Source organism: Tunturibacter empetritectus (assembly GCF_040358985.1).
GTDB lineage: Bacteria > Acidobacteriota > Terriglobia > Terriglobales > Acidobacteriaceae > Edaphobacter > Edaphobacter empetritectus.
Genome location: NZ_CP132932.1, coordinates 4,180,783 through 4,206,429 on the forward strand (window position 1 = coordinate 4,180,783; position 25,647 = coordinate 4,206,429).

Sequence of the window (25,647 nt, forward strand, 5' to 3'; positions counted from 1 at the left end):
AAAGATTAAGTAACTAAGCGTTAGCTGAAGAGGAATTCTTTGGTGCGGAGTTCTTTTACCGTGTCGCGGAGTTTGGCGGCTTTTTCGAATTCGAATTTTTTGGCGGCTTCGCGCATGTCGGATTCTAGTTTGCCGATGTAGACGTCTAGTTCCTGCTGGGTGGAGAAGTCGGGCATGCCTTCGGCTTCGTCGGTGAGGTCGGCGTAGTCGGCTTTGAGGATGCCGGCTAGGCCCATCTCGATGGGGCGGATGATGCTAGCGGGAGTGATGCCGTTTTCTTCGTTGTAGGCGACTTGTTTTTCGCGGCGGCGGTCGGTCTCGTTGATGGCGCGCTGCATGGAGTCGGTCATCTTATCCGCATAAAGAATTGCCCGGCCTTCGACGTGACGGGCAGCGCGGCCGATGGTCTGGATGAGTGATCCCTGGGAGCGGAGGAAGCCTTCCTTGTCGGCGTCCAGGATTGCTACCAACGAGACCTCCGGTAGGTCGAGTCCTTCGCGGAGTAGGTTGATGCCGATGAGGACGTCGTACTCGCCTTTGCGGAGGTCGCGGAGGAGCTTGATGCGTTCGAGGGTTTCGATCTCGGAGTGCATGTAGCGGCAGCGGACGCCGACTTCGGTGTAGTAGCTGGCGAGGTCTTCGGACATGCGCTTGGTGAGGGTGGTGACGAGGACGCGTTGGTTCTTCGCGGTGCGGTCGCGGATCTCGGCGAGTAGGTCGTCGATCTGGCCTTTGATGGGGCGAATCTCGACTTGAGGATCGATCAGGCCCGTGGGACGAATGATCTGTTCAACGACTACGCCTGCGGATTTTGTCAGCTCGTAGGCGCCGGGGGTGGCGGAGACGTAGATGATCTGGCCGGTGCGGGACTCGAACTCTTCAAAGCGGAGGGGGCGGTTGTCCATTGCGGAGGGGAGTCGGAAGCCATAGTCGACGAGGTTTTGTTTGCGGCTGCGATCGCCGTGCCACATGCCGTGGAGTTGCGGGACGGTGACGTGGGACTCGTCGATGAAGAGGAGGTAGTCCTGGGGGAAGTAGTCGAGGAGCGTGGGCGGCGGTTCGCCGGGGAGACGCGAGGAGAAGTGGCGGGAGTAGTTTTCGATGCCGTGGCAGAAGCCAACGGACTTGATCATCTCGAGGTCGAAGCGGGTGCGCTGGTGGATGCGTTGGGACTCGACTAAGCGGCCCTGGTTTTCGAGTTCTTTCTCCCACCACTCCATCTCTTCGAGGATAGAGTTGACGGCGGTGGTCTTGCGTTCGGGTTGGACGACGTAGTGGGACTTGGGATAGATGGGGAGGCGGGAGTATTTTTGCCTGACGGTGCCGAAGAGAGGGTCTATTTGCGACAGGCTGTCGATCTCGTCGCCGAAGAGCTCTATACGGTAGGCGTTTTCGTCGTAGGTGGGGTAGACCTCGATGATGTCGCCGCGGACGCGGAAGGTGCCGCGGCGGAAGTCTACATCGTTGCGCTCGTAGAGGATCTCGACGAGGCGGCGGGTGATGTCTTCGCGCTTGATCTTCTGACCTTTTTCAAGGAGCATCAACATGCCGTAGTAGGCTTCGGGCGAGCCGAGGCCGTAGATGCAGGAGACGGAGGAGACGATGATGGCGTCGCGCCGCTCGAAGAGGCTGCGGGTGGCGGCGAGGCGGAGTTTATCTAATTCTTCATTGATGGTTGACTCCTTTTCAATAAAGAGATCGCCGGCGGGGATGTAGGCTTCGGGTTGGTAGTAGTCGTAGTAGGAGACGAAGTACTCGACGGCGTTCGAGGGGAAGAAGGTTTTGAACTCGTGGTAGAGCTGGGCGGCGAGGGTTTTGTTGTGCGCGAGGATGAGGGCGGGGCGTTGCAGCTCTTCGATGACCTTGGCCATGGTGAAGGTTTTTCCGGAGCCGGTGACGCCGAGGAGGACTTGATCTTTTTCGCCGGCGTGGATGCCGGAGATGAGCTCAGCGATGGCGCGAGGCTGATCGCCCTGAGGCTTGTAGGTGGTCGAGAGCTGGAAGTCCATCTCTATAGGATAGTTTATTTAGAACGGAGGATGCGATGAGTGTTGGAACTGAGTTGTGGCTGGTGCGGCATGGGGAGACGGAGTGGAGTTTGAGTGGAGCGCATACGAGCCGGACGGATATTCCGCTGACCGACCATGGACGGAAGCGGGCGGAGGAGTTGCGGGATTATTTGAAGGGGACGAAGTTCGATGCGGTGTTTGAGAGTCCGATGCAGCGGGCGCGGGAGACCTGCGCGATTGCGGGATTTGGCGACCAGGCTGTGGTGGAGAACGGGTTGAAGGAGTGGAACTATGGCGTGTATGAAGGCAAGACGACTAAGGAGATCCAGGCGGAGATTCCGGGGTGGTCGGTGTGGAAGAACGAGATTGTCGGCGGCGAGACGGTGGAGCATGTGGGGGAGCGCGCGGATGGAGTGATCGCCCGAGCGCTGGCGGCTGCTCCGCAGGGTGGGAAGGTGGCGCTGTTTGCGCATGCGCATATTTTGCGGATTCTGGCGGCGCGGTGGATCGGTTTGCCGGCGACCGGCGGGAGTTTGCTGGCGCTGGGGACGGGAAGCGTGAGTGTGATGGGGTGGGAGCGGGAGACGCGCGTGATCTCGAGCTGGAATCGCGGGTTTGAGTAGAGGCTAGAAGTCTTTGATGTGCTGGGGCTGGAGTCCTACTCCTACGAAGCGGGCGGGCAAGTTCTGGAACCCCGGGATGCTTGTGAGGATGCGTAGTGCGAGGGGCGGGTGGATGGGGCCGGGATTGTGGAGGACTCGATTGAGAATGCGATGGGCGAAGACTTGTACGCGCTGGGTGTTGCGGACGGCGCCTTCGCGGTAGTGCTGTACCTGAGCGAGATTGTGCGGGCTGAGGGTGTTCGAGAGCAGCGCTTCGGTGAGAATGTTAGCGGTGGCTACGGCGTCCTGAATCGCAATGTTGATGCCGATGCCTCCGACAGGCGACATGGCGTGGGCCGCATCGCCGATGCAGAGAAGGCCGGGCGACGACCACTCGATGAGGCGGTTGACCTGGATGGTGAGCAGCTTCACCTTGTCCCAGGAGTCTATCTCGGAGGTGCGGCCAGCGAGAAAGGGCACGATGCGCTCGATACTTTGTTGAAAGGCGGGGATGCCTTCCTGCTGGATGGCGGGAAAGGTGCCTTTGGCGATAATGTAGCCGATCTGAAAGTAGTCGTTGCGGTTGATAAGGATGATGAGGCGGCCGTAGTTGATGTAGCCGAGAGCGTTTTCGGGATCGGAGGGCTGGCGGGCGATCTTGAGCCAGAGAACATCGACGGGAACCCCGACGTCTTGCAGTTGTAGGTGGCCCGCATCGCGGGAGATGGCGTGGCGGCCGTCGCAGCCAATGGTGAGAGTGGCTGGGATTTCGACAGGACCTTCTGGTGTATTAGCGCGGACACCGGTGGTGACGTCGTTTTGACGGATGAGGCCGGTAGCCTCCCAGCCCATTCGCAAGGTGAAGGCGGGCAAACGGCTGGCTTCGTTTGAGAGGAAGTCAAGGAAGTCCCACTGGGGCATGAGGGCGATGAACTTGCAGTGGGTGGGGACGTGCGAGAAGTCGGCTATTGGAAAGCGATGACCACCAACAATGGCGGAGAGCGCGGCAACCTGGGAGTGGGGGACTTCGAGGAACTTTTCGAGCAGGCCGAGTTCATAGAGAAGGTCAAGAGTGGAGGGGTGGATGGTGTCTCCGCGGAAGTCGCGGAAGAAGTCTTTGTGCTTTTCGAGGACTGTAACTTTTACGCCGGCACGGGCGAGGAGAAAGCCCAGCATGATGCCTGCCGGACCACCTCCAATTACGCAGCAGGTGGTTGCGAGCGGGTTTGAGGTGGCAGTCATAGTTGCCGATGAGGATAGTCGGACGTCAGGGAGGCGTCAAAAGGTTTGTTGGGGATTGACGAGGAAGGCAAGCCAGTCGGCGGGGGTGTGGGCGAGGTGGTCAGGCGGAGCGTCTTCGAGGGAGTGGGGCTTGAGGCCGAAAGTGCAGCCGATGCTGTGGGCGCCGCAGTTGCGGGCGGTAAGAACGTCGATGTCGGTGTCGCCTACCATGATGGTTTCGGCGGGAGTGATGGCGTGGCCAGCGAGGGTGGAGGCTTCGGCGATCAGGGCTTCTAGACCGTGGGGGTCGGGTTTTTTGGTGTGAAAGCTGTTGCCGCCGTAGTTCTGAAAGAAGAAGGGCGATAGGCCGAAGTGATCGCAGATGTCGCGGGAGGGATGGACAGGTTTGTTGGTGAGTACCGCCATGAGAGTTTGGGGGTGTGTATAGCGAATAGCTTGGAGGGCTTCGAGGACGCCGGGGTAGACGTAGGTGTAGTCGAGTTTGTGAATACGGTAGTAGTCGAGGAAGAATGTGAGTGCTTGGGTTACATATTGCTCGTCTGTGATGTCGCCTTCCGGGTCGCCGATGGCGCGGCGAACGAGCATGGAAGCTCCATCGCCGATGTAGCCGGAGATGACAGCCTCGGGGAGGGTGGGTTTGCCGAGCTGGGCCAAGGTGGCGTTGACGGAGTTGCAGAGATCGACGCGGGAGTCGATGAGGGTGCCGTCGAGATCGAAGACGATGAGGCGGGGTGGGGAGGCGAGAGGCATGGTTTAAGGGTAAACGACGGGGCTGGTATAAGCTTTGTGGCAACAAGGGAGACTATGCGATGAGTGCTGAAGGAAAGTGGACACGGAGGCGGTTTGTCGCGGGAACGATAGCAGCTGGCGCCACGGCGGAGGTTGCGGGTTTTGGTCGATTAGCGCTGGCGCAGACCGGAATGACGGGCGAGACGGCAATGAAAGAGCTGATGGCGGGAAATGAGCGATACATTGCAGGAAAGATTACTTCGTTTCCTGAGGATCTAAAGATCTTGCAGGAAAAGACGGTTTTGAAGCAGGAGCCTTTTGCTGCGGTACTTTCGTGCGCCGACTCGCGCGTGCCGGTGGAGATATTGTTTGATCAGAGCATCGGGCATGTGTTCGTGACAAGGGTGGCAGGAAATATTGTGACACCCGAGGTGATGGCAAGCCTGGAGTATGGCGTGGGGGTGTTAGGGTTGAAGGCGGTTCTAATTCTTGGACATACGAACTGCGGAGCGATCGCTGCAGCGGTACAGGGCAAAGAGGTTCCGGGGCAGATCAGCGTACTCTACCAGCACCTGATGCCGGCAGTGCAGGATGCGCATGGAGATGTGGTGCAGGCGGTGAAGGCAAATGTTGTGTTTCAGACGAGACTGGTGCGGGAGAGTTCTACCTTGATTGCCAAAGCCATGAAAGAAAGCGGAGTGAAGGTGGCCGGTGGAGTTTATGACCTGGAGAATGGGCGCGTGAACATCATCGCTTAGCATCGGATGACTTAAATAAAAAACGGTGGCTGCGGTTGGTTCCCGCGGCCACCGTCTCTCTTGTTTAGGGGAGGACTACTGGATGGAGATGTCGCCGGAGCCAGTGCCGATGCGGAGCGTGGGTCCGCCGCCGCCTACGACCGCGCTGACGTGGTGACGGTTGAGGCTACCCTGCATGGTCATGGGCTGCGCGACACTGATGTTTCCGGAACCGGTGTCGGCGTCGAGGTTGAAGTGGGCGCTGCCAACCGTGAGATGAACGTTGCCGCTGCCGGTCGAGAGCTTCCAGTCGCTGGCGGGCTGGCCTTCAGCAGTGATGTCGCCGGAGCCAGTGCTGGCTTTGAGGGCTCCGTTGAGGCCGTGAAGCTGGATATTGCCAGAGCCCGTTTCGGCCTTAACATCGCCTGGACCGGTCTGCTGAAGTTCGATATCGCCGGAGCCTGTGCCAAGGGTGGTCATGCCCTGGACGCCGCGAACGTGGACGTTGCCAGAGCCGCTCTGCGCTTTGACAGAGGCTCCAACGTCCTGAATATCGACGTCGCCTGAACCGGTGGTGGAGTTGATGGTGGAGGCGCGTGGGAGGGTAATGTCGTAGTCGATGGAGATGTTGCGGAAGAGGTCGTTGTTGTGGCGTTCGCCGATGGTGATGTCATTGCCGCTCTGGACGATGGGCGGATTGCTGATAATCTGCTGGATGCGGCTGTCGGTGTCGGAGCCTCCACTCATCCAACCGTGGCTGGAGTGGAGGTGTGCGACGATGTGGACCTGATCTACGGAGCCGGGATGGAGACGAATCTGGCCGGAGCCGGTAGAGACAGAGACATTGGGGGAGCTGCCGGCGCTGAGGGTGCGCTCAAAGTTGCCGTCGGCAGCGAAGGCTGTGGCTGCAGCTAGTGTGAGCATTGCGGCGGTGGAGGCGAAGACTGTCATCTTCATGGGCGTTCCTTTTTTCGACTCTGGGTAACTGCGATTTGGATGTTAGCTCGTCGGGTGGAGATTGCGATCAGTGTCTGCTCAACTGGCAGACTTTGGTTCATATCACTGGTCTTACAGGTTATTGCTGAAGGATGACGGTGTCGCCGGGGTTGAGGCCGGCAAGGATCTCGGTTTTGGTGCCGTTGGAGATGCCGGCCTTAATGTCGATCTTTTTGCGGCCGGTCTTTTGTTTGGGGTCCGGGACTTCGACGGAGGCGTTGCGGTCTTTGTCGTAGAGAACGGCCTGCTCGGGTACAGTGAGGACGTTTTTGTGCTCTTCGAGGAGGATCTCGGCGTTGGCGGTCATGTTGGCTTTGAGTTCGCCGCCTGGATTGTCGATGGAGACGCGGACCTCGAAGGTCGTGACGTTATCCTTTTCTACGCCGAGGGGTGCGATCTTGGTGACTTTGCCGAGAAAGGTCTTGTCCTTGAACGACTCGACTTTGATGCGGGCGGCCTGACCCATGTAGACCTTGCCGATGTCGGACTCGTCGACCTTACCCTGGACGTAGACCTGGTTGGTATCGCCGATAGTCATGACGAGGGTGGCTGTTGAGCCGAGGACGAGGATGGAGCTGACAGCGTCGCCGATCTCCACGTCGCGGGAGAGGATGGTGCCGTCCATAGGGGAGATGACGGTGGTGTAGCCGAGCTGCTCTTCGAGTTGCTTCAGAGACGCCTTGTTCTGGGCTACCTGGGCCTCTGCCTGGCGAAGTTTCGAGGAGTCGACCGAGATTTGCGAGACGGCCTTATCACGGGTGTTGGCGGCAGAGAGGTACTTCTGCTGAGCGTCGTCGAGCGCCTGCTGGGAGACCACACCCTCTTTGGACATCTGGAGGTTGCGATCGTACGTGTGTTTGTACATCGGCAGATCGGGCGCTTCAGCGTTAACCTTGTCGTACTGGATGGAGGCTTCGGCGGCGCGAGCGTTTGATTCGGCTGCGGCGAGTTGGGCCTTCTGTGCGGCGACCTGATCGAGGATCTCCTGCTGGTCGAGTTGGGCGAGAACCTGGCCCTGATGGACGTGGGCATTGATGTCGGTGTCGAGGCGAGTGACGATTCCTGAGGCTTTGGATTTGACCTCTACCTTAGTGATGGGCTGAACCTTGCCGGTGGCGACGACGGAGCGGGCGATGTCTCCACGCTCTACCTTGGCTAGCTGCGAGGGCTCAAACTTTGTGGTGTTGCCGCGGGCGGCTGCGACCACGCCGAGAACGACGGCTAAGACCAGGACGCTGAGGCCGACCCAAAGCCATGTCTTCCGTTTGTTTTTACGCTGCGTGGCCAATGGCTTGCTCCCGTTGGTGCTGGTGATATGAGTCTTCGGAGTGTGGTTACGCAGGAATGCGCTCCGCGGTTCCGTCGACTACGAAAAAGTTTACGTGGCGGCGTGCCGATGTTGCAGAGTCGACGTTTAGACGAGGGAGTTGGGAGGGAGGAAGCAGTGGGACAGGCGGACGGCTGCGAATTTATGCGTACTTTCGAAGAACCCCAAGGACCTTGCCCTGGATGCTGACATTGGCGGCTGGAGCGTAGATGGGAGACATCTCGGTATTGGAGGGTTGGAGGCGGATCATGCTGCCCTCGCGGTAGAAGCGCTTGAGGGTTGCGTCGGAGCCGTCGATCAGAGCGACGATGATCTCGCCCTCGCGAGCGGTACGGGTGCGCTCGACCAGAACGTAGTCGCCGGAGACGATGTGTTCGTCGCGCATGGAGTCGCCTCGGACTTCGAGAGCAAAGACCTCGCGGTTGCCGATGATGTCTGAGAGGGAGATGCTCTCAGCGCTCTCGATCGCTTCTACAGGCTTGCCAGCGGCGATGCGGCCCAGCAACGGGAGGCGGTCGGAGCCCTTTTTACTGCTGCGCGCGGGAAGGACGTCGATCGAACGGCTGCGATTGTGCGCGCGCTGGAGGAGGCCCTTATTCTGGAGGTTGGTGATGTGTTTATGGACGGTGGCGAGGGAGCTGAGGCCCAGACCGCTGGCGATCTCCTCGTAGGAGGGCGAGTAGCCATTCTTCTGGGTGAAGCCGGAAAGAAAGTCAATGACCTCTTTTTGTCGCCGTGTAATTGCCATGCGGATGATTGTAGCGAATAAAAAGCGAATTGCAAGGAGATCTTTCGAGTTAATTTTATCGAGGGGGATTCGAGGAGCACTCGCGATAGAGAGAGCGGAGATGGAGATGGAGATGATGAGGATATGGATATGCTGATTCCATGAAAACTTCTAAGAAGCTGGTTCGCCTCTTCGGGTTAGTGATGGCCTTGGTGCTCTTTGTGCCCGCGGGGTGGGCGGAGGAGGCACAGAAGATTGCCGAGTTGGGAAGCTGCACTTTGGAAAACGGTAACGTGGTGTTGGATTGCAGGGTTGGGTATCGCACCTTTGGCACCTTAAACGCGGATGGGTCGAATGTCGTGGTGATGCCTTCCTGGCTGAATGGACGGAGTGAGGATCTGGTGCCTCTCTTCGGGAATGACGAGACCGGGCACCGGCTGGTGGATACGTCGCGGTTCTTCGGGGTGGCCTTCGATGCGTTCGGGGATGGGGTTTCTTCGTCGCCATCGAATAGCAAAAAGCAGCATGGGCCGGAGTTTCCGGTGTTCACGATGGAGGACATGGTGCGTGCGCAGTATCGCGTGTTGACCGAGGTGCTGCATGTGCGGCATGCGCACGCGGTGGTAGGGCTGTCGATGGGCGCAGAGCAGGTGTTTGCGTGGGCGGTCCTGTATCCGAAGTTCGTCGATCTTGCGGTGCCGATTGTGGGGACCCCACAGGTAACGAGCTTTGATCTGCTGTCGAAACAGATCGTGATCGATGCGATCGAGTCGGACCCCGACTACAAGGATGGGCGGTATGTGACGGAGCCGCAGTTGAAGCTTGCCAATGCGATCGGGACGATGATTGTGAGCGCGCCACAGTATCGGAATGCTGAGGTTCCCAAAGCGCAGTTTGCACAATGGTTGAAGACGGTCGAGTCCCCGCAACGACAGGACGCGAATGACAGGGTGTGGCAGGCGAAGGCGATCATGCATCACGATGTGCTGCATGGAAGAACGATCGGCGAGGTTGCGCGGGAAGTGCCTGTGAAGTTCCTGGTAATTGTGGCGGCGGAGGATCGCATGGTGACTCCGCAGCCTGCGCTGCAGTGGGCGAAAGCTGTGGGGGCAGAGACGTACATTTCGGCGGGAAGCTGCGCGCATCTGATCATGAACTGCGACGCTGAAGCTGTGTCGTCGCGCGTGGAGCGGTTTTTGGCGAGGTAATGCGAAAATTCCCGTTTTGAAATTGTCCCCAAAAAAGACTGTGAAGAACTCTTGTCAGGATGAGCAGGATGCACCAAGGTAATAACACGCCACCGAAACGGTAACGCAATTTCGGTTGGACGGTGTGACCTGAACAACTTGATTGTGCCTTGGGAGACGAAATGCGAGTTCTGATTGTGGAAGATGATGCAGCTTTAGGGTTGTTTCTCCAGAAGGGTTTAAAGCTGGAGGGACACCAAGTGGATTGGGTGTGCGATGGCGAGGCTGGGTTGCGGCATGCGGAGGAACATCGTCCGGACCTGATCGTCCTGGACCTGAGTCTTCCGCGAAAAGATGGAACCGAAGTGCTGGCGGAGATGAGCGGGCGCTTCGATGAGACCTCGGTGCTTGTGCTGACTGGCCGCAGCTCGGTGGAAGAGCGGATCAAATGTTTGAACCTGGGCGCGGATGACTGTCTGCTGAAACCTTTCAGTTTTCATGAACTGACTGCGCGTTGCCGGGCATTACTGCGGCGGCGGGAGCAGTTCGCCGACCCGGTGCTCCGGCATGGCGACGTCGAGCTGAACCGGATGGAGCGCAAGGTAATGCGGAACGGTCAGCTGGTGGACCTGACGGTAAAGGAGTTTAGCCTGCTGGAGTTTTTGCTGAAGCGGGGCGGGCAGTGCTCCAGCCGGAGTGAGTTGCTGCGAGATGTGTGGCAGATGTCTCCCGATGCCGGGACCAATGTGGTGGATGTGTACATCAACTATCTGCGACGGAAGCTGGCGGTGGCGAGTATAGATGGCGACCTGGGGTACTCGGTCATCGAGACAGTGCGAGGAGAAGGTTACCGGATGAGCAGCGGGCGTAAGAGTGCGGGCCGGGTTGACCTGCTTCCGGCGAGTGCGGCGTATGCCGGTGCGTGAGCTGGCACCACAGGCAGGTCCTGCAGATTTCGTGGAGCGCCTTGACGTCGCGCTGCACGACCTTTGTCAGCCGCTGACGGTGTTGCAGTGCAGGCTGGCGATGGGCGAGATGATCGGAGAGCCGGATGCAATGCTGGAGGCGATTCGAGAAGCTTTGAAAGAGTGTGTGCGGTTGAACCAGACGGTTGGAACGATGCGAACGATGTTGCAGCAGGTAAAGGAAGATACGAACGACGAGAGGATAGGGTGACGGAGATGGGCATGGGACGGGAGTCGGTGATGAACTCAGTGTCAAACATGGACGCAGCCGAGGTGGCTGCTGTGCGGACGGTGGTATTGGCCAGTGCGGATGCGGGGTTGAGGCAGCGTCTGCGTGCCTCTCTTACGGGGCTGCGGTGGCAGGTTCGCGAGGCCAGTGGTGGGGCGGAGGCGATGGCGCAGCTTGAGGACGCACGGTCGGAGGCGCTGCTGGTGGATAGCTGGCTGCCGGATCTTGAGGTGGGTGAGTTTGCGAGCGTGATCCGGATGATGTATCCGGCCATGGAACTGCTTCGGGTGGATGGCGGCGCAGATGGTGGAGCGCGAAGTCCGCGGCGTAATGAGTTGCTGCACGCGCTGCGCGAGGCCCAGAATACTCCGGTGCACGCTCCGGTGAACGATACCGCGGCGTGGGCTGCGGCTCCGGTTTCGGTGCCAGTGCCTGCGGCCACCACCGCTTCTGCTGCAGGAGCGAGGGGGCCGATTCGGATGCCTTCTCCAGTACGAAAAGATGTGGACCAGAGCGAGGCTCGGGAGAGAGAAGAGCAGGTTCGGCTGGAGTCGACGCGGCAGGCGCTTGCGGTTCTGCTGGGGCGGGAGGAGACAACGCGGCCTGCAGCAAAGACCGAGGCGATGTTGCCTGAGATGATTGGCACGAGCGAGCCGATGCGCGAACTGACGCGGTTGATCCGGCTGGTGGCTCCTCGGTCAACGACGGTGCTGATCGAAGGGGAGACGGGAACCGGAAAAGAGGTCGCGGCGCGAGCTTTGCATCGCTTGAGTGAGCGGGCGGGGAAGCCGTTTGCGGTGTTGAACTGCGCGGCGATTCCTGAGGCTCTGCTGGAGGCTGAACTGTTTGGACATACGCGCGGAGCCTTTACTGGCGCGGTGCAGTCACGAACCGGGCGGATCGAAGCCGCGCATGGGGGAACGCTCTTCCTGGATGAGATTGGGGAGATGCCGATGGCGTTGCAGGCGAAGATGTTGCGGTTTCTGGAGTGCGGCGAGTTGCAGCGGGTAGGCGATAACGAGACGATGCGCGTGGATGTGCGGGTAATCGCGGCGACGCATCAACCGTTGGAGAAGCTGGCCACGAGCACTGGCGCGGAGAGGACGTTCCGGTTGGATCTCTATCACCGGCTAGCTGTCTTTCCGGTGGAGGTGCCGGCGTTGCGGGATCGGATGGACGATCTTGGACTGCTGGCGGAGCACATCCTGGAGCAGATGGGGCAGGAGATGCCGCGCAAGCGATTGACCGTTAAGGCAGAGGCGAAGCTCTACGAACACAGCTGGCCAGGCAATGTGCGGGAGCTGATGCACGTGCTGGAGCGTGGCGCAATTCTGGCAGCAGAGAAGATGGAGATTGGGGAGGAAGAGATTCGTTTCCGGCGGGCCACTCGGAGTTAAGACGAGTGGCCTGGGAGTAGGGAGGGTGGACTGGAGCCAGGATGTCGTTTGGAGTCGAGGGCTGTTGGCCGAAGCCAGGTTGGCTGGCTTTAAGTCGAGGCTGCTGGCCGTGCTCGTCTAAAAATCACGGATTGAGATCATCTAAGATGAGACGAAGTCGAGCTCGCCTAAAAAATAGTTGAAAATCGTGGCGTATTTTTAGTCAGGCAAAGAGTGGATGCTAAAACACCACCTTCACCACACATCTCACCACGTCTTCACCACCAAAACACCACAGCCAAAACCATGTTTTCTCGGAAAACCCCTGCAAAATCCATCTAAATACCAGACGAAAAAAACTTCATACAATCCCCCAAACTTCGAACCCCGATCTCTGATTTTTTAAACGATCATGATTCCGAATTTTCAGGCAATCTGTGGGTGATGGACAGTTCGGGATCGGAAGTTGATAAGAGCGCTCTCATTTGAGGGCGCTTTTGTTTGGTCGTAGGACTGCATAGATCATGGCGTGGAGGGGAAGGACCTATGCAGACGACGACAGCGATGGGCGACGCTTTGGGACGGTATCTGGATCTGACCAGTCAGCAGATGCAGGTGACCGCCAGGAATATGGCGAATGTGGATACGCCTGGGTTCAAGACGCAGGGGTTCGATTTCGAAGGGGTGTTTGCGCAGCAGTTGAACGATGGCGCGGGCGCGGCGGGTCTTGAGGGTATGCAGGCTCCGATGCAGGATGTGGATGGCCTGGTGGCGCGGCCGGATGGAAATAACGTGTCCATGGATCGCGAGGGCCTGCAATTGGCCAAGGCGCAGATGCAGTTCAAGCTGGGGACGCAGCTTTTGAAGAGCGAGTTTTCAACGGTGATGAGTGCAATTCATATGGATTCGAAATAAGCCATGAATATCTTCGGAGTAATGGATGTGAGCGGTTCGGCCTTGAAGGCCGAGCGGGTACGGGCTGAGGTGGTGGCTTCGAATATGGCCAACGCCGAGACGACACGGACGCCTGATGGCGGGCCGTATCAGCGGCACCATGTGGTGTTTGAAGCTCAGAATGGCGGGACGTTTCAGGAGTCGATGGCGAACCAGTTGGGAGGTGGCTCGAGCGTTGGTGCTGGGAACGGCTTCAAAAATATCTACACCGGTGGGATCAGTGGTGGTTTGAGCGGTGACTTGACGGCTGCCAATCCGACACCGGGCGGAGTTGAAGTGACTGGCGTGATCGCGGATGCAAGTAAGCCGCTGCAGCGCTATGACCCCTCGCATCCGGATGCGGGCCCGGATGGATTTGTAGCGTATCCCGATATCAATCCTCTGACGGAGATGGTGGATCTGATGGGTGCGACGCGATCGTATGGGATGAATGCGTCGGCGATTACGGCGGAGAAGAGCATCTTCAACTCTTCGCTTGATCTTTTGAAGTAGAGCGATGGTGCAGGGCGCGACATAGGAAAAGCGGAGGAGGGATTGTGGTCGGATTGCCTGTTGGTTCTGGAGTGATGAACAGAGTAGGGACGGGAGGCCTCGATGATGGCTTCCTGAGTGACGTGGGGGTGGCGGCGTCGAACACAGGGGGCGCGAGCAGCGTGCCGTTTGCGGGGGTGTTGCAGTCGATGATGAAGGAGACGACGAAGCTCGACCAGAAGGCGTCTGAGGCCGTGACCGGGTTGTTGAATGGCTCGGGGGTTGAGGTGCACGACGCAATGATTGCGACGCAGAAGGCGAATATGGCGTTCGAGCTGGCGCTGCAGGTGCGGAACAAGGCAGTAGGCGCTTATCAGCAGATGATGGGCATGCAGTTCTAAGAACTTAGGGTTCAGAAAGACACCGGGGCGAGATGGCTGAGACAGAACAGGTTGGCGGGGCGGGGATGCAACGAGCGGGAGAAGCCGGCGCTGGTGTGGCTGGCGGTACACCGCTCGAGAAGACGCAGGCGATGGTCACGGCGATGCGTGAGCAGCTGATGGCGATGCCTGCTGCGAAGAGGACGTGGCTGATCGCGGCTGGAGTTTTTCTGGCGGCTGTGTGCGCTGGGATGGTCTGGTTCGCCGGGCGTCCAGATTGGCGCGTGCTGTTCAGCGGGTTGGATGGGAAGGACGTGCAGCAGGTTTCGCAGGAGCTTGCAGCCGCGGGAATTCCATATGAGACGACGGCGGATGGTGCAGGGGTGCAGGTGCCGTCGGATATGTTGGATAAGGCTCGGATGGAGGTCGCGGCGAAGGGGATGCCGCAGACGGGGCGACTGGGCTTTGAGTTGTTCGATAAGCCGAACTGGGTGGGAAGCGAGTTCGATGAGCGAGTGAACTATCAACGGGCTCTGGAGGGTGAACTCGAACACACGATTGGGACGCTGGGTGTGGTGAAGTCGGCGCGGGTGCACCTAGTACTGCCACAGCCTTCGCTGTTTACCGCTGAAGAGAAGGTGGCGAAGGCTTCGGTGGTGTTGAAGCTTAAGAGGGATGCGCTCAATCCTGAGCAAGCAGATGCGATTCGTAGTCTCGTTGCGGGATCAGTGGAGAACCTGAGCACAGACCAGGTGACGCTGGTGGATGCAGATGGGCGCGTGAACTTCAAGCCGCATTCGAGCAATGCGTCTGAAGCGGATGCAGAGCAGGCAATGGAGGCGAAGCTGGTTGCGATGCTGGAGCCCCTGGCTGGGCGTAACAATGTGCGCGCCACAGTGAATGTGAGTTACGACGAGGGGAGTGAGGAGCGGACCGACGAGGTCTACGACCCGACGGAGGTGGCGACGCTGAGTATGCAGAAGAGCGAACAGACTTCGACAGGACGGGGAGGGCCTTCAGGTGTGCCTGGGACGGCAAGTAACTCGCCTGGCGCGTCGCCTGAGGGTGCGGTGGCAGGATCGCAGGTGGCCGCCGCGCCGGGTACTCCGCCGCTGCTGCAGAAGCAGGGTCAGTCGCTGCCGGTGTATCCGCAGCAGAGTGGAGCCCAGGGACAGAGCATTCACCAGGAGAATGAAACCTATGGAGTTACAAAACATCTGATGCATATGGAGAAGGGTCCGGGCCGGGTGCGGCGTGTGTCGGCTGCGGTGGTGGTGAACGATCGGAGCATAACTGAAGGTGCGGGCAAGTTGGAGCATGTGGTGTGGAAGCCGCGGAGTGCGGAGGAGATGCATCGGCTGGAGGAGCTGGCGCAGGCTGCGGTTGGCTACGATGCGCGACGCGGCGACCAGGTGGTAATGCAGAACGTGAGCTTCAGCACGAACACGCCTGAGGTAAAGCCGCCGACGATGGACAGGTTGATGGACCAGGTACGCGGGTTTCTGCACACGCAGCCAGGACTGATGCGAACGGCGGTGATTGGGCTCTGCGGCGTGCTGCTGGTGCTGTTTGTGCTGCGGCCAGTTGCGACACAGATGACTGCGGCGTTGCGTGAACCGATGTTGCTGCCAACCGAGGCCGGACACGTTGGGATCAACGCAGTCGATGAGGAGCAACTTCTGCCGCCGAGCGAATCGATCGATGAGAGGTCTCTACCGCGAGTGAGGAATAAGACCTATCAACTACAGCAGGGAATCTTTGAGCAGGTGTCGGAGCACATTCGACGGGAGCCGGGGCAGAGCACGCGGTTGATTGAGGCATGGATTGGGACGTCTGAGGAGAGGTCGTAATGGGGACAGCGATGCAGTTTTCAGGGGCAGAGACGATGCGGCAGAATCCGTTGCTGTTGACACCGGAGTCGGGGTTTATGCCGGCAGATATTCCAGGGCTGCGTAAGGCTGCGATTCTTATGGTAGCGATCGGAGATGAGCTGGCGAAGACACTCTTTCAGAGCCTTTCTGAGAACGATGTTCGCCGGGTGACTGAAGAGATCACGCGGTTGGGAGACGTCCCGGCGGCGCAGTTAACACAGGTGCTGACGGAGTTCTATGGGCTGCTGGAGACTCAGCAGTATATGGTCCGCGGTGGTCCGGAGTATGCGCTGAAGCTGCTGACGGAGGCCTTTGGCGCAATGCGCGCGGAGGAACTGCTGCTACAGGTGAAGAAGATTCGCGAGCGCACGAACGGCGACATGGCGATGCTGCAGAGCATGGACGCGCAACACCTGAGCAAGTTTCTGGAGAATGAACACTCGCAGACGGTCGCGCTGGTGCTGGCGCATCTGGATGCCAAGCGAGGCTCGACGGTGTTGATGAATCTGCACGGCGCAATGCGCGTGGATGTGGTGCGGCGGCTGGCGGAGATGCGGCAGTTCTCGCCGGAGATGGCGCAGACGGTTGCGATGGCGCTGCATAAGCGGATGGAGAAGATGGGGTCGAGCGGACGGAAGTCGTACTCGGGCTTCAAGGCGGTCGCTGAGCTGTTGAATCGTCTGGACCAGGGCGAGAGCCGCGAGATTCTGGAAGAGATTGAACAGAACGAGCCGAAGGTGGCGATTGGAATACGGGAGCTGATGTTTGTGTTCGAAGATCTTTGCACGGTGCCGGCGGAGAGCATTCGCGAGTTTGTAAGCTCGGCCGACAAAAAGGTGCTTGCGATGGCGCTGAAGGGCGGAAAGGACAATGTGAAGGCTCATTTGCTCAAGGCGATGAGTTCGCGCGCCGTCGATATGTTGAAGGAGGACATGGAGGTGATGGGACCGGTGCGGATGCGAGACGTCAACGCGGCCCAGCAGGAATTGCTGGCTCTGGCGAGGCAGCTCGAGAGCGAGGGCAGGATGATTCTGAAGATGGAGGTGGATGATGATCTCGCCGTCTGAGAACACTGGCGCAGAGGCTGGCCGCAGCACTGCGGTGGGGTTGCCCGAGAGGTTGATGAAACCCGGTGCGAGAAACGTGTCGCGACTTGAGTTTTATCCGTTAGATCGGCTGGAGCCCGTTGCGGAGATCGTGGCAGAGGACAAGATTGTTGATGTAGAGGCTTTGCTGAAGGAAGAAGAGGCACTCGACGGACGGCTGCGATCGCACGCGGAGCAGGTGTCGGCACAGGTTGAAGAAGCGCGGAGTGAGGCGGTGGCTGAGGCTCGTCTTGTGTGGGGGGCCGAGCTTGACAAGAGGATTGCGCAGGAGCGTTCGCGGCTGCAAAAGATTGAAGAGGAGTTTCGCCAGGAACGGACGAGATACTTTGCCGGGGTGGAGGGCGAGGTGGTTCGGTTGGCGCTGGCTGTCGCTGCGCGGGTGCTGCATCGCGAGGTGAAGCTCGATCCACTTCTGTTGACGGGTGTAGTAAGAGTGGCGCTCGAGAAGGTTGCAAAGGATAGTGCGGTGGTGCTGCGCGTCCCTGTGGACGAGATTGAGATGTGGCAGGGGACGTTTGCTGCGCATCAGGGTGCCGCTATGAAGCTGGTGGAAGATGAGCGGCTAAAGGCTGGCGAGTGCGTGCTCGAAACGAATGTTGGCAGAGTGGAGCTGGGTGTAAGCGCGCAGTTGGGGGAAATTGAGCGAGGCTTCTTCGATCTAATGCAGCAGAGGCCGGCATGAGCGACGACTTACAGGGTGCGATAGGTGGGAACGCGAACGGGCTGGGGACTTACATGACGCAGCTGGCGAATCGTCCGGCGTGGCGGTGGAGCGGGCGCGTGGTGGAGGCGAATGGACAGACGTTGGAGGCTGAGGGACCGCTGTGTTCGGTGGGGGAGTGCTGCGAGATTGTTGACAGCGAGGGGCAGAGACACAGGGCGGAGGTGATCGGATTTCGCGGGCGGCATGTGCTGGCGATGCCTTTGAAGGAGACGCAGGGAATTCGATATGGAGACGCGGTGCTTGCAATGGGGGTAACACCGCAGATTGCTGTGGGGACGGAGATGGAGGGAAGGATCGTCGATGCGCTGGGGGATCCCCTTGATGGCTTGCCGACGCTTAGGGCAGTTGAGATGTGGCCGCTTGATGGCACAGTGCCACACCCGATGGAGCGTGAACCTATTCGAGAGTCGCTGCAGACAGGGCTTCGGGTGCTGGATGGGATGCTGACGGTTGGGCGCGGGCAGAGGGTGGGAATCTTTGGTGGCTCGGGTGTGGGCAAGAGCACTTTGATCGGGATGATGACGCGGAATACGGCGGCTGATATTACGGTGGTTGGGCTGGTGGGAGAGCGCGGGCGCGAGGTGCGGGAGTTTATGGAGGACTCGCTGGGAGAGGAAGGACGCAAGCGATCGGTGGTAGTGGTTTCGACTTCGGATCAGAGCCCGCTACTGCGGATGCGGGCGGCGATGGCGGCGACTGCGGTGGCGGAGTTCTACGCTGCGCAGGGGAAGCATGTTCTGCTGGTGCTGGATTCGTTGATGCGGTATGCGATGGCGGCGCGAGAGCTTGGGCTTGCGGCGGGGGAGCCACCGGCGAGCAAAGGGTATACGCCGTCGGTGTTTGCCAAGCTGGCGAAGCTGGTGGAGCGGGCGGGGAACTTTCGCAAGGGTAGCATCACGGCGTTCTACACAGTGCTGATGGAGGGCGACGATCAGCAGGATCCGGTGGTGGACGCGGTGCGATCGCTGCTCGATGGGCATGTGGTGCTGTCTCGGTCGATGGCGGCGAGTGGATGGTATCCACCGGTGAACGTGCTGGATTCGCTGAGCCGGTTGATGCCTGCGGTGACGATGCCGGAGCATCGGGCACAGGCTTCGACGGTGCGGAGACTGCTGGCGGCTTATGCGCGGTCGGAGGATCTGATTCGTATTGGAGCTTACAAGCCGGGGACAGATGAAGATCTGGATCGGGCTATGCGGGCGATGCCTGTGCTGCGCGCGTTTCTTGAGCAGGGAAGCGACGAGCGCGTGACGATGCAGGAGAGTGTGGCACGACTGAATGCGATGGAGTTATAGAGAATGTCGACACGGTTAGAGACGCTGCAGCGATTGATGAATCTGTATACCGCAGTCGAGCAGATGCACTCGACGGAGCTGCAAAGGTTGACGACGGCGGTTCGCGAGGCGCAGCAGGCGATTGCCGTCGAGCAGAGTGCGGCGGAGGTAGCCCGTATCGATGGGCGTAAGGCATTAACGGAGGGCGATCGCGTGGTCTGGATGATGTCCGAGACGCAACAAGAGACCGCGGGGTGGAGGCGACAGAAGCTGGAAGAGGTTCGGATGGATCGCCAGGAATTGAGCGATGCGGCGAGAGAACAGTATGTTGCGAGCCGGTTGAAGAAGGAACAGATGAAACGTGTCTTCGAGGAGATGGAGGCACGGGTGCAGATGGAAGAGGGGAGAAGAATGCAGTCCTCCTCCGATGATCTCTTTCTATCGCGACGGCGATGGACCGATGCGAAGGAGAAGACAGAAGAGCGGGAACAGATGAAGGCTTCCTAATCGTTTCGTCGCATGTTTTGGAATGGTACTTGCTATTGCACTAGTCGCAGGAGATGGGCGAGGACCGAGATGATGAGTACGGCGATTCTGATGGCAATGGGCGCAGAGCAGAGCGGGAAGCAGTTGGTAGCCCTCGACGTAGAAAATTTCGACCGGCCCACGTTCGCGCAGACTCTCGATGCTCGTGTGGGGACCTCTCCGGCGATTTTGGAGAAGGACTTGGGGAGAAACTCCAAGGTTGCGACTCTGCCTGAGGCGGCGAATGGAAAGACCGAAGCGACTACGAAGAATCTTGTTGATGCGCCTGATCTGGCGGCTGGTGTCAAGGCGAAGATATTCGCTGGCCAGTTGACGCCAGCTCAGGTCGAGAGCAAAGAGATCAACCTCGCAAAGATTGCGCTATTGCAGCCTGCAATCGTGGCGGGAACAAAGATTCAGAAGAAGACGGAAGAGGCAGAGACGTGGGTTGCTGAACCGGTCGGGAACATAGAAGAGAACCAGACAGACACTCCCGTGGTCGCTCAGGTTGCGCCGATCGCCAGCTTGCAGACGGAGACAGGGATACCACTGGAGCAGCAGGCGGAAGGAAATCAGATTCAGCTGCCTCGGTTCCAGACGCCAGTGAGTCAGAGAGAGGCTTTAGCAACGGGCAAGGCGCTGGAGGCCGCTCCCGAGAAGAAGACAACAACGAAGACGCAAGCGGGGTATGCTAGCCAGCCGGTTGTGACTGCGAAGAGCGGGACAGTCACAATGGCTGCGGTGGCTGATGAGACGAAGTCGACGCACGGAGTTGGTGTCCAGGTTGTTGTCCAGATGGCCAATCCGATCCCGGCACATACAGCTGCGACGCCTGCTTTGCCGGTTGAGGTCGCCGCGTCTGCTACGCCTGCTAAGTGTGTTGCGATGGCTGCGTCTGGTATGCCTGCTGTGCCTATTGCTGCTTCGAATGTTGCACTCAATGTGGTGAGTGGCCAGAGCGGAGTTGGCTCTGGCGCTGCTTCTTTGTCTGGAGGTACATCGTCGGGCGTCGGGTTTGTGGCTGCCGAGGTTTCGGGCAGCAATAGGAATGCTGTGCATGGCGCGAAAACCTCTATTTCGGATCGTGAGACTACACAGGCAGCTCAAGGAGATTTGGCTGCCCCAGCAAAGCCTGACGCGAAGGAAGAGAGATCGCAGGTGGCGGCGAATGCAGGTAGTGACAGTGATACGAAGACCCGCACGACTAGCGACACTCCTGTCGCGGTGGTCCATGCTGTCGCGTCAGGCGGCGAGGTTACGGCAGGATCTGCAGCGCCGGCTATCGCGGGATTGACGAAGCTATCCGGTGGTGAGACGGGCATCTCAACCGCCGGTTCGTCGAATGGGCTGAGAGAGCAGGATGGCTCGGACGGTGTGGTGCGGTCTATGGAGCCCATGGAGCCGATGCCGCGAACTCTGTCGGCGACTCCAACGGCTCTCGAGGTTGGTATCCCGGATGGAACGCACGGGTGGTTGAAGGTTCGGGCGGAGATCTCCGATGGCGGCGTGGTGAACGCATCGGTGTCGGCGGCTTCGCTGGCGAGTCAGGAGATGCTGCATCGGGAGCTGCCTTCGCTGACGGCCTATCTCCAGTCGGAGAAGGTTGCGGTGAACACGGTTGTCGTTCATCCGGCGGCGAGCGCGGGAGCGGAGTCTCGAAGCAACTCTGCTGGACCGGAGAGCGGAGGTAGCGGACAGGCACCACGGCAGAGCCATGAAGGAGGGCAACAACAGAGTTCGGTCAAGACAGCCGCGGAGGTTGCGGAAGGCGTCACGAGTTATAGAGGTTTGCACGGAGTTGATGAGGATGGGATGTCACCGCTGGCGAGTTATGGAAGCGGCGGAAGCTGGTTAAGCGTCAGGGCATAACCGAGGGGAATTCATTTCAACGGCATAAGACACGAGGAGGGGAACAATGGATTGGTCAAACATAACTTCGATTGTAGGGGCAGGTGTAGGGTCCGGGAGTTCAGCGGCGGGAACGGTGGCTTCGGCACTGGCTCCGCGAAACGCAGCGGTAAAAGCGACACCAAAGGCAGACAGCAGCAGTCCGGCGAGCGGGAGCAACAGCAGTTCCGCGGCTAACTCGGATATTACGTCGCAGGACTTTCTCACTCTGCTGGTGAGCGAGCTGCAGAACCAGGATCCTACGCAGCCTACGGATCCGAACCAGTACATCACGCAGCTGGCACAGGTTAATAGCCTTGAACAGTTGATCTCGATTAACCAGGGAATCGGGACTCTTGATGGTGCAGTGTCTCCGAGTTCTAGTTCAGGCTCTTCAGGATCCGGTTCAGGGTCTGGGGCGAGTTCGAATGCAGTGGCTGCGGTTGCGAGTGCGAACGTTGCAACGAGTTTGCAGTCGATTCGAGGACAGAACGCGATATGGGGCGGCTCGGCTACAAGCTAAGACAAACATTGGCAGTCCGTAGAGTTGCTTGAGAGCGGACCGCAATCAACAGAACGATCAATAGAAAGAACGAGGAGAAGACGATGGGAAATTTTTCGATTGCACTGTCAGGATTGGAAGCCGATACGACGGCGCTGAACACGATTGGCAACAATCTGGCAAACCTTAACACAACCGCCTACAAAGGACAGACGACTTCGTTTGAAGATCTGTTCCACCAGCAGCTTGGGGAGTCAGGTGCGGGCGATCCGATCCAGGTTGGATCAGGAACGAAGGTTGGTTCGACGTCGACTGATTTTAGTGAAGGAACACTTTTGCCAGATGCGAATGGAAACACGAGCGATATGGCTCTGGATGGAAATGGCTTTTTCATTGTGGAGCAGAACGGTCAACAGTCTCTGACCAGAGCCGGTAACTTTACGGTTGGCAATAGCGGCAGTCTGACTACGCAGGACGGTCAATTTGTGCTGGGCTATCCGGCCGTAAACGGAGTGGTGAACACGAACACCAATCCACAGCCGATCACACTTCCAGTAGGCGCAACCGAGGGAGCACAGGCAACGCAGAATTTTTCGGTGACAGCAAATCTGAATTCAGGAGCGACTGTCGGCACAACCTTTTCAACTCCGCTGGAGGTATTCGATTCCCTTGGACAGAGCCATCAGGCGACGATCACCTATGATAAGACCGCGACCAATTCATGGAGTTACTCGATTGCGCTACCCGCCGGTGATGCGACCGGAACTCCAGTGAACAATACGGGGACATTGACCTTCGATTCCAGCGGAAATCTGACGTCACCGACCAACACAGTGAGTGGGATCAGCTTCCCAGGAATGGCAGATGGGGCAGCGAATCTTACCTTCAACTGGAACCTGAATGGAAGTGGGTCAAGCCCGTTGGTCACGCAGCTGGCTTCGGCGAGCAGCAATGGCAATACCCCGCAGGACGGCTTCGCGAGTGGAAACTATACGGGATTCACTGTTGATCCCAGCGGGGTGATCCAAGCCAAGTTTAGCAACGGCAACTCGGAGACAATCGGCCAGGTGGCGGTGGCGAACGTTGCCAACGTGCAGGGATTAGTATCGGTCGGGGGGAATAACTTCCAGACGACTGGGGCTTCGGGGCAGGCGGTTGCAGGAGTGGCCGGAACTGGTGGGCGCGGCGTGGTCGATGACAGTACGCTCGAGCAGTCCAATGTCAACATCTCAACAGAGTTCTCTAATCTGATTGTCGCGCAAAGGGCGTTTGAGGCCAACTCGAAGACGGTGACGACCTTCGATACGATCTCGCAGGATGTGATTGCAATGGTTCGGTAACATCTCCTGAATCTGGATGAGGCGGCTTAGCGGGTGCGGGACCTAGAAGATCGGTCCTACCGGCTGGCCGCCCTTAGCTGCTCTTTGTTGTATTTGTATGGGTCGGCGGCGCTGGGATGAGCCTCATGGGGCGATCCTGAAGATTCGCTAATGTTCGCGAACGCTTGACTGGCCACTTGTTTGCATTCTCTCAAGGCATCATGGCTACTTCACCTACAGTACTTGCCGGCGCCTCTTCTGCGGCTCCTCCGGATTCCTCTCCCGCTTCGGTAGCGGCTCCGGTGGAAGCCAAGTTTCCGCTCATTCCCTTATTGATCGCTGTGGTGGTGGGAGTTCTCGTCGCTACGTTGGCTGTCAGCGGGGTTGGGTACTACCTGGCGCGGACTGGGCGACTCTCGGGGCGAGAGGGTGCGGCTCTTAAGACTGAAGTTGCTGCTCCGATTGCGACTCATTCGATGGTGCTGGAGCCGCTGCTGGTGAACCTGGCGGATGCGAGTGGGAGTTCCTACCTGCGGGTGGCGATGACTCTGCGAGTGGCTGACGCCACGGAGGGCAAAGAGGCCAAGCCCACGGAAGAGAAGCCCAAAGAAGGCAAGGAGAACAGTGGCGACGTAGCCGCGGTGCGCGACACGATGCTGACGGTGTTGGGGAGACAGACGGCGGATCGGTTGTTGGCTGTCGATGGAAAGGAACAGCTAAAGGCCGAGTTGAAAGCTGCGTTGGCAGAACACAACGCTGATTTGAAGGTGATGGATGTATTCTTCACCGATTTTCTGGTTCAGCGCTAAGCAAGATTGGGACCGTTGCAGAGAAGAGAGAGGGGGAGACGATGACGGGGACGGAGCTTGCGGTACTTGGTGCAGAGGGGGTGGGGATGACGGGTCTGGGTCTGGTAAAGACGACGCCGGCCGCACCGTGGATGGCACGGATTGAGACACATCCCTCATGGGAGACGCTGTCGCAGCTGCGGATCGCGATGCGGGTTGGAGTGGCTTTGAACCGATTCAGGGTGCGGGACCTGCTGACATTGAAGGTGGGGCAGGTCCTTGAAAGCGTCTCGCCTGAGACCGAAGACGTGCCGCTGATGGTTGGTCAGGTGCAACTGGGTTGGAGCGAGTTCGAGGTCGTCGATCAGCGTATGGGACTTCGATTGACTCGGCTTGGATAAGGCCGTGAGGGAAGAGTAACGGACATCGAGTGCAAGCGATCATGCGGATTTTTAGCACAGAACAAAGTATTAGAACGGGGAGTTGAGATGCGGCTTTGGCAGGGTGTGAGACCGGGAAGTTTGGAGGGAGCGTCGGTACCCGAGGTGGCTGGGCTTGCGGGATGGTTGCTGGCGCTAGTGCATGGGTGGCGTGGACAAGGAGAGTGTAAGCAGAAGCAGCTTCAGCTGGTGGAGACGTTGTCGCTTGGCGGAAAGCGGCAGCTGATGCTGGTGAGGTGTGCGGGGGAGAGCTTTCTGGTTGGAGGCAGCTTCGATAGCGTGGAGATGATCGTGCGGTTGAGGGCTGAGACATCGCCAGACCATACGACGGACAGGATGGAGGAGCGATGCGTGTAGTGAGCCGATTTCGTTGGCTGGGGTTGGCTCTGGCCGGGTTGGCGATGGCTTTGCCTGCAGTTCATGCTCGCGCAGAGAGCTCGATGATAGTGGCTGCTGTTATGGCGCCGGAGTCATTCTGGGTCAAGAAGCCCGCAGGAGGCTCGACTGCGGGGCATGACCAGTCTGCTTCAAAGAGTGGCAGAACTGGTGTGAAGGCGCACGGGCTGGGTTCGAGTGCGAATGTGGGTGTAGCTTCGGGGGCGAAGAAGAACGATTCGATTACGTCGGAGCTTGCGGGAGGCAAGAGCGTTCCGTGGTCGATCGTGGTTGGGCTGACGTTGTTGACGCTGCTGCCAGCACTGCTTTTGTCGATGACACCGATGGTGCGGCTGCTGGTGGTGTTTCACTTTTTGCGGCAGGCGCTGGGGACACAGACAGCGCCTTCTAACCAGATCCTAATGGGGCTGGCGCTGATGATGACGTGGTTCCTTATGCAGCCAGTTTTGCTGGAGGTAGAGCAGAGTGCGGTTGCTCCTTACAGTGCGGGGACTATTACGGGCGAGCAGGCACTGGATCTCGGCGTCGCTCCGGTGAAGCGTTACATGCTCCGTTATGCGCGGGAGAAAGATCTTGCGGTGTTTGCCTCTGCAGGGATGGCTGTGCGGCCGAACAAGAGAGAGGACCTGCCGATTCAGGTGGTGATTCCGGCTTACATCTTGAGCGAGTTGAAGGCTGGATTTCAGATTGGCGCGATCTTGTTTTTACCGTTCCTGCTGGTGGACTTGGTGGTGGCGAGCATTACGACCTCAATCGGCATGATGCAGTTGCCGCCGGTTGTGATCTCGACGCCGTTGAAGATTCTGCTCTTCGTGATGATCGACGGTTGGAGTCTGCTGGCAGATCAGCTGATTAAGAGTTTTAGGGTGGCGCGTTAGTAGCGA

At 58.9% G+C, this 25,647-nt stretch carries 27 protein-coding genes; 21 read left to right on the forward strand and 6 right to left on the reverse strand.

Going from position 1 to position 25,647, the window contains the following annotated elements; translation table 11 throughout:
* Window positions 1-20: 20 nt before the first annotated feature.
* Window positions 21-2,009, reverse strand: coding sequence for an excinuclease ABC subunit UvrB (uvrB, locus tag RBB75_RS17430; RefSeq protein ID WP_353068794.1), 1,989 nt, complete (start codon window positions 2,007-2,009; stop codon window positions 21-23).
* Between the two features lie 35 nt (window positions 2,010-2,044).
* Between uvrB and RBB75_RS17435 the strand changes: the two genes are divergently transcribed.
* Window positions 2,045-2,632: a histidine phosphatase family protein gene (locus RBB75_RS17435; protein ID WP_179637931.1), complete on the forward strand. Its 588-nt coding sequence runs from the start codon at window positions 2,045-2,047 to the stop codon at window positions 2,630-2,632.
* Between the two features lie 3 nt (window positions 2,633-2,635).
* On the opposite strand, the gene RBB75_RS17440 is transcribed toward RBB75_RS17435, so the two are convergent.
* On the reverse strand, window positions 2,636-3,853 hold the full coding sequence (locus RBB75_RS17440; protein WP_353068795.1) for an FAD-dependent oxidoreductase: 1,218 nt from the start codon (window positions 3,851-3,853) through the stop codon (window positions 2,636-2,638).
* A 36-nt stretch (window positions 3,854-3,889) separates the two neighbouring features.
* A complete protein-coding gene (locus RBB75_RS17445; protein WP_179637933.1) occupies window positions 3,890-4,603 on the reverse strand; it encodes an HAD family hydrolase in 714 nt (237 codons plus the stop codon).
* Window positions 4,604-4,662: 59 nt separating this feature from the next.
* Between RBB75_RS17445 and RBB75_RS17450 the strand changes: the two genes are divergently transcribed.
* Complete coding sequence (locus RBB75_RS17450) at window positions 4,663-5,340, forward strand: carbonic anhydrase (protein ID WP_179637934.1); 678 nt, start codon at window positions 4,663-4,665, stop codon at window positions 5,338-5,340.
* Between the two features lie 75 nt (window positions 5,341-5,415).
* Here RBB75_RS17450 and RBB75_RS17455 read toward each other — a convergent pair whose 3' ends face one another.
* The 3 genes from RBB75_RS17455 to lexA all read right to left on the reverse strand — a co-directional run bounded on the left by RBB75_RS17455 (window position 5,416) and on the right by lexA (window position 8,390).
* Window positions 5,416-6,276 (reverse strand): DUF4097 family beta strand repeat-containing protein, encoded by an 861-nt coding sequence (locus RBB75_RS17455; RefSeq protein WP_179637935.1) that lies wholly within the window; start codon window positions 6,274-6,276, stop codon window positions 5,416-5,418.
* A gap of 118 nt (window positions 6,277-6,394) precedes the next feature.
* Complete coding sequence (locus tag RBB75_RS17460; RefSeq protein WP_179637936.1) at window positions 6,395-7,603, reverse strand: efflux RND transporter periplasmic adaptor subunit; 1,209 nt, start codon at window positions 7,601-7,603, stop codon at window positions 6,395-6,397.
* Between the two features lie 181 nt (window positions 7,604-7,784).
* Window positions 7,785-8,390, reverse strand: a complete 606-nt coding sequence (gene lexA / locus RBB75_RS17465) for a transcriptional repressor LexA (RefSeq protein ID WP_179637937.1) — start codon at window positions 8,388-8,390, stop codon at window positions 7,785-7,787.
* Window positions 8,391-8,530: 140 nt separating this feature from the next.
* On the opposite strand from lexA, the gene RBB75_RS17470 reads away from it, so the two are divergent.
* The 19 genes from RBB75_RS17470 (at window position 8,531) to fliP (ending at window position 25,641) form a co-directional block, all read left to right on the forward strand.
* Entirely contained in the window at window positions 8,531-9,577 is a 1,047-nt protein-coding gene (locus RBB75_RS17470) for an alpha/beta fold hydrolase (protein WP_353068796.1), read from the forward strand.
* A gap of 161 nt (window positions 9,578-9,738) precedes the next feature.
* A complete protein-coding gene (locus RBB75_RS17475; RefSeq protein ID WP_353068797.1) occupies window positions 9,739-10,482 on the forward strand; it encodes a response regulator transcription factor in 744 nt (247 codons plus the stop codon).
* Window positions 10,469-10,732: a hypothetical protein gene (locus tag RBB75_RS17480; RefSeq protein WP_353068798.1), complete on the forward strand. Its 264-nt coding sequence runs from the start codon at window positions 10,469-10,471 to the stop codon at window positions 10,730-10,732. Before RBB75_RS17475 ends, RBB75_RS17480 begins: the two co-directional genes overlap by 14 nt.
* A 29-nt stretch (window positions 10,733-10,761) precedes the next feature.
* The gene (locus RBB75_RS17485; protein ID WP_353068799.1) at window positions 10,762-12,147 is read left to right on the forward strand and encodes a sigma-54 dependent transcriptional regulator; all 1,386 of its coding nucleotides are present in this window, start codon (window positions 10,762-10,764) and stop codon (window positions 12,145-12,147) included.
* Between the two features lie 525 nt (window positions 12,148-12,672).
* Window positions 12,673-13,041 (forward strand): flagellar basal body rod protein FlgB, encoded by a 369-nt coding sequence (flgB, locus tag RBB75_RS17490; protein WP_353068800.1) that lies wholly within the window; start codon window positions 12,673-12,675, stop codon window positions 13,039-13,041.
* A gap of 3 nt (window positions 13,042-13,044) precedes the next feature.
* Complete coding sequence (gene flgC, locus RBB75_RS17495; RefSeq protein ID WP_353068802.1) at window positions 13,045-13,572, forward strand: flagellar basal body rod protein FlgC; 528 nt, start codon at window positions 13,045-13,047, stop codon at window positions 13,570-13,572.
* A gap of 74 nt (window positions 13,573-13,646) precedes the next feature.
* Complete coding sequence (gene fliE, locus RBB75_RS17500; RefSeq protein WP_179637941.1) at window positions 13,647-13,952, forward strand: flagellar hook-basal body complex protein FliE; 306 nt, start codon at window positions 13,647-13,649, stop codon at window positions 13,950-13,952.
* A gap of 32 nt (window positions 13,953-13,984) precedes the next feature.
* Window positions 13,985-15,781, forward strand: coding sequence for a flagellar basal-body MS-ring/collar protein FliF (gene fliF, locus RBB75_RS17505; RefSeq protein WP_353068803.1), 1,797 nt, complete (start codon window positions 13,985-13,987; stop codon window positions 15,779-15,781).
* On the forward strand, window positions 15,781-16,869 hold the full coding sequence (gene fliG / locus RBB75_RS17510) for a flagellar motor switch protein FliG (protein WP_353068804.1): 1,089 nt from the start codon (window positions 15,781-15,783) through the stop codon (window positions 16,867-16,869). Before fliF ends, fliG begins: the two co-directional genes overlap by 1 nt.
* The gene (locus RBB75_RS17515; RefSeq protein ID WP_353068805.1) at window positions 16,850-17,590 is read left to right on the forward strand and encodes a FliH/SctL family protein; all 741 of its coding nucleotides are present in this window, start codon (window positions 16,850-16,852) and stop codon (window positions 17,588-17,590) included. The genes fliG and RBB75_RS17515 overlap by 20 nt, the downstream gene beginning before the upstream one ends.
* Entirely contained in the window at window positions 17,587-18,927 is a 1,341-nt protein-coding gene (locus RBB75_RS17520) for a FliI/YscN family ATPase (RefSeq protein WP_373563137.1), read from the forward strand. The genes RBB75_RS17515 and RBB75_RS17520 overlap by 4 nt, the downstream gene beginning before the upstream one ends.
* A gap of 3 nt (window positions 18,928-18,930) precedes the next feature.
* Complete coding sequence (locus tag RBB75_RS17525) at window positions 18,931-19,413, forward strand: hypothetical protein (RefSeq protein ID WP_353068806.1); 483 nt, start codon at window positions 18,931-18,933, stop codon at window positions 19,411-19,413.
* A gap of 69 nt (window positions 19,414-19,482) precedes the next feature.
* Window positions 19,483-21,300, forward strand: a complete 1,818-nt coding sequence (locus RBB75_RS17530; protein WP_353068807.1) for a hypothetical protein — start codon at window positions 19,483-19,485, stop codon at window positions 21,298-21,300.
* A gap of 46 nt (window positions 21,301-21,346) precedes the next feature.
* Complete coding sequence (locus RBB75_RS17535; RefSeq protein ID WP_353068808.1) at window positions 21,347-21,841, forward strand: flagellar hook capping FlgD N-terminal domain-containing protein; 495 nt, start codon at window positions 21,347-21,349, stop codon at window positions 21,839-21,841.
* Window positions 21,842-21,924: 83 nt separating this feature from the next.
* Window positions 21,925-23,160: a flagellar hook protein FlgE gene (locus RBB75_RS17540; RefSeq protein ID WP_179637946.1), complete on the forward strand. Its 1,236-nt coding sequence runs from the start codon at window positions 21,925-21,927 to the stop codon at window positions 23,158-23,160.
* A 200-nt stretch (window positions 23,161-23,360) separates the two neighbouring features.
* Entirely contained in the window at window positions 23,361-23,948 is a 588-nt protein-coding gene (locus RBB75_RS17545; protein ID WP_179637947.1) for a flagellar basal body-associated FliL family protein, read from the forward strand.
* Window positions 23,949-23,989: 41 nt separating this feature from the next.
* Complete coding sequence (locus tag RBB75_RS17550; protein ID WP_179637948.1) at window positions 23,990-24,328, forward strand: FliM/FliN family flagellar motor C-terminal domain-containing protein; 339 nt, start codon at window positions 23,990-23,992, stop codon at window positions 24,326-24,328.
* Between the two features lie 87 nt (window positions 24,329-24,415).
* On the forward strand, window positions 24,416-24,724 hold the full coding sequence (locus RBB75_RS17555; protein ID WP_353068809.1) for a flagellar biosynthetic protein FliO: 309 nt from the start codon (window positions 24,416-24,418) through the stop codon (window positions 24,722-24,724).
* The gene (gene fliP, locus RBB75_RS17560; protein WP_353068810.1) at window positions 24,724-25,641 is read left to right on the forward strand and encodes a flagellar type III secretion system pore protein FliP; all 918 of its coding nucleotides are present in this window, start codon (window positions 24,724-24,726) and stop codon (window positions 25,639-25,641) included. The genes RBB75_RS17555 and fliP overlap by 1 nt, the downstream gene beginning before the upstream one ends.
* Window positions 25,642-25,647: the final 6 nt, after the last annotated feature.

Coding starts and splice junctions, on each gene's coding strand:
- uvrB (WP_353068794.1), bottom strand. CDS start 2,009: ATGGACTTCCAGCTCTCGACCACCTACAAGCCTCAGGGCGATCAGCCT.
- RBB75_RS17435 (WP_179637931.1), top strand. CDS start 2,045: ATGAGTGTTGGAACTGAGTTGTGGCTGGTGCGGCATGGGGAGACGGAG.
- RBB75_RS17440 (WP_353068795.1), bottom strand. CDS start 3,853: ATGACTGCCACCTCAAACCCGCTCGCAACCACCTGCTGCGTAATTGGA.
- RBB75_RS17445 (WP_179637933.1), bottom strand. CDS start 4,603: ATGCCTCTCGCCTCCCCACCCCGCCTCATCGTCTTCGATCTCGACGGC.
- RBB75_RS17450 (WP_179637934.1), top strand. CDS start 4,663: ATGAGTGCTGAAGGAAAGTGGACACGGAGGCGGTTTGTCGCGGGAACG.
- RBB75_RS17455 (WP_179637935.1), bottom strand. CDS start 6,276: ATGAAGATGACAGTCTTCGCCTCCACCGCCGCAATGCTCACACTAGCT.
- lexA (WP_179637937.1), bottom strand. CDS start 8,390: ATGGCAATTACACGGCGACAAAAAGAGGTCATTGACTTTCTTTCCGGC.
- RBB75_RS17470 (WP_353068796.1), top strand. CDS start 8,531: ATGAAAACTTCTAAGAAGCTGGTTCGCCTCTTCGGGTTAGTGATGGCC.
- RBB75_RS17475 (WP_353068797.1), top strand. CDS start 9,739: ATGCGAGTTCTGATTGTGGAAGATGATGCAGCTTTAGGGTTGTTTCTC.
- RBB75_RS17480 (WP_353068798.1), top strand. CDS start 10,469: ATGCCGGTGCGTGAGCTGGCACCACAGGCAGGTCCTGCAGATTTCGTG.
- RBB75_RS17485 (WP_353068799.1), top strand. CDS start 10,762: ATGAACTCAGTGTCAAACATGGACGCAGCCGAGGTGGCTGCTGTGCGG.
- flgB (WP_353068800.1), top strand. CDS start 12,673: ATGCAGACGACGACAGCGATGGGCGACGCTTTGGGACGGTATCTGGAT.
- flgC (WP_353068802.1), top strand. CDS start 13,045: ATGAATATCTTCGGAGTAATGGATGTGAGCGGTTCGGCCTTGAAGGCC.
- fliE (WP_179637941.1), top strand. CDS start 13,647: ATGAACAGAGTAGGGACGGGAGGCCTCGATGATGGCTTCCTGAGTGAC.
- fliF (WP_353068803.1), top strand. CDS start 13,985: ATGGCTGAGACAGAACAGGTTGGCGGGGCGGGGATGCAACGAGCGGGA.
- fliG (WP_353068804.1), top strand. CDS start 15,781: ATGGGGACAGCGATGCAGTTTTCAGGGGCAGAGACGATGCGGCAGAAT.
- RBB75_RS17515 (WP_353068805.1), top strand. CDS start 16,850: ATGATGATCTCGCCGTCTGAGAACACTGGCGCAGAGGCTGGCCGCAGC.
- RBB75_RS17520 (WP_373563137.1), top strand. CDS start 17,587: ATGAGCGACGACTTACAGGGTGCGATAGGTGGGAACGCGAACGGGCTG.
- RBB75_RS17525 (WP_353068806.1), top strand. CDS start 18,931: ATGTCGACACGGTTAGAGACGCTGCAGCGATTGATGAATCTGTATACC.
- RBB75_RS17530 (WP_353068807.1), top strand. CDS start 19,483: ATGATGAGTACGGCGATTCTGATGGCAATGGGCGCAGAGCAGAGCGGG.
- RBB75_RS17535 (WP_353068808.1), top strand. CDS start 21,347: ATGGATTGGTCAAACATAACTTCGATTGTAGGGGCAGGTGTAGGGTCC.
- RBB75_RS17540 (WP_179637946.1), top strand. CDS start 21,925: ATGGGAAATTTTTCGATTGCACTGTCAGGATTGGAAGCCGATACGACG.
- RBB75_RS17545 (WP_179637947.1), top strand. CDS start 23,361: ATGGCTACTTCACCTACAGTACTTGCCGGCGCCTCTTCTGCGGCTCCT.
- RBB75_RS17550 (WP_179637948.1), top strand. CDS start 23,990: ATGACGGGGACGGAGCTTGCGGTACTTGGTGCAGAGGGGGTGGGGATG.
- RBB75_RS17555 (WP_353068809.1), top strand. CDS start 24,416: ATGCGGCTTTGGCAGGGTGTGAGACCGGGAAGTTTGGAGGGAGCGTCG.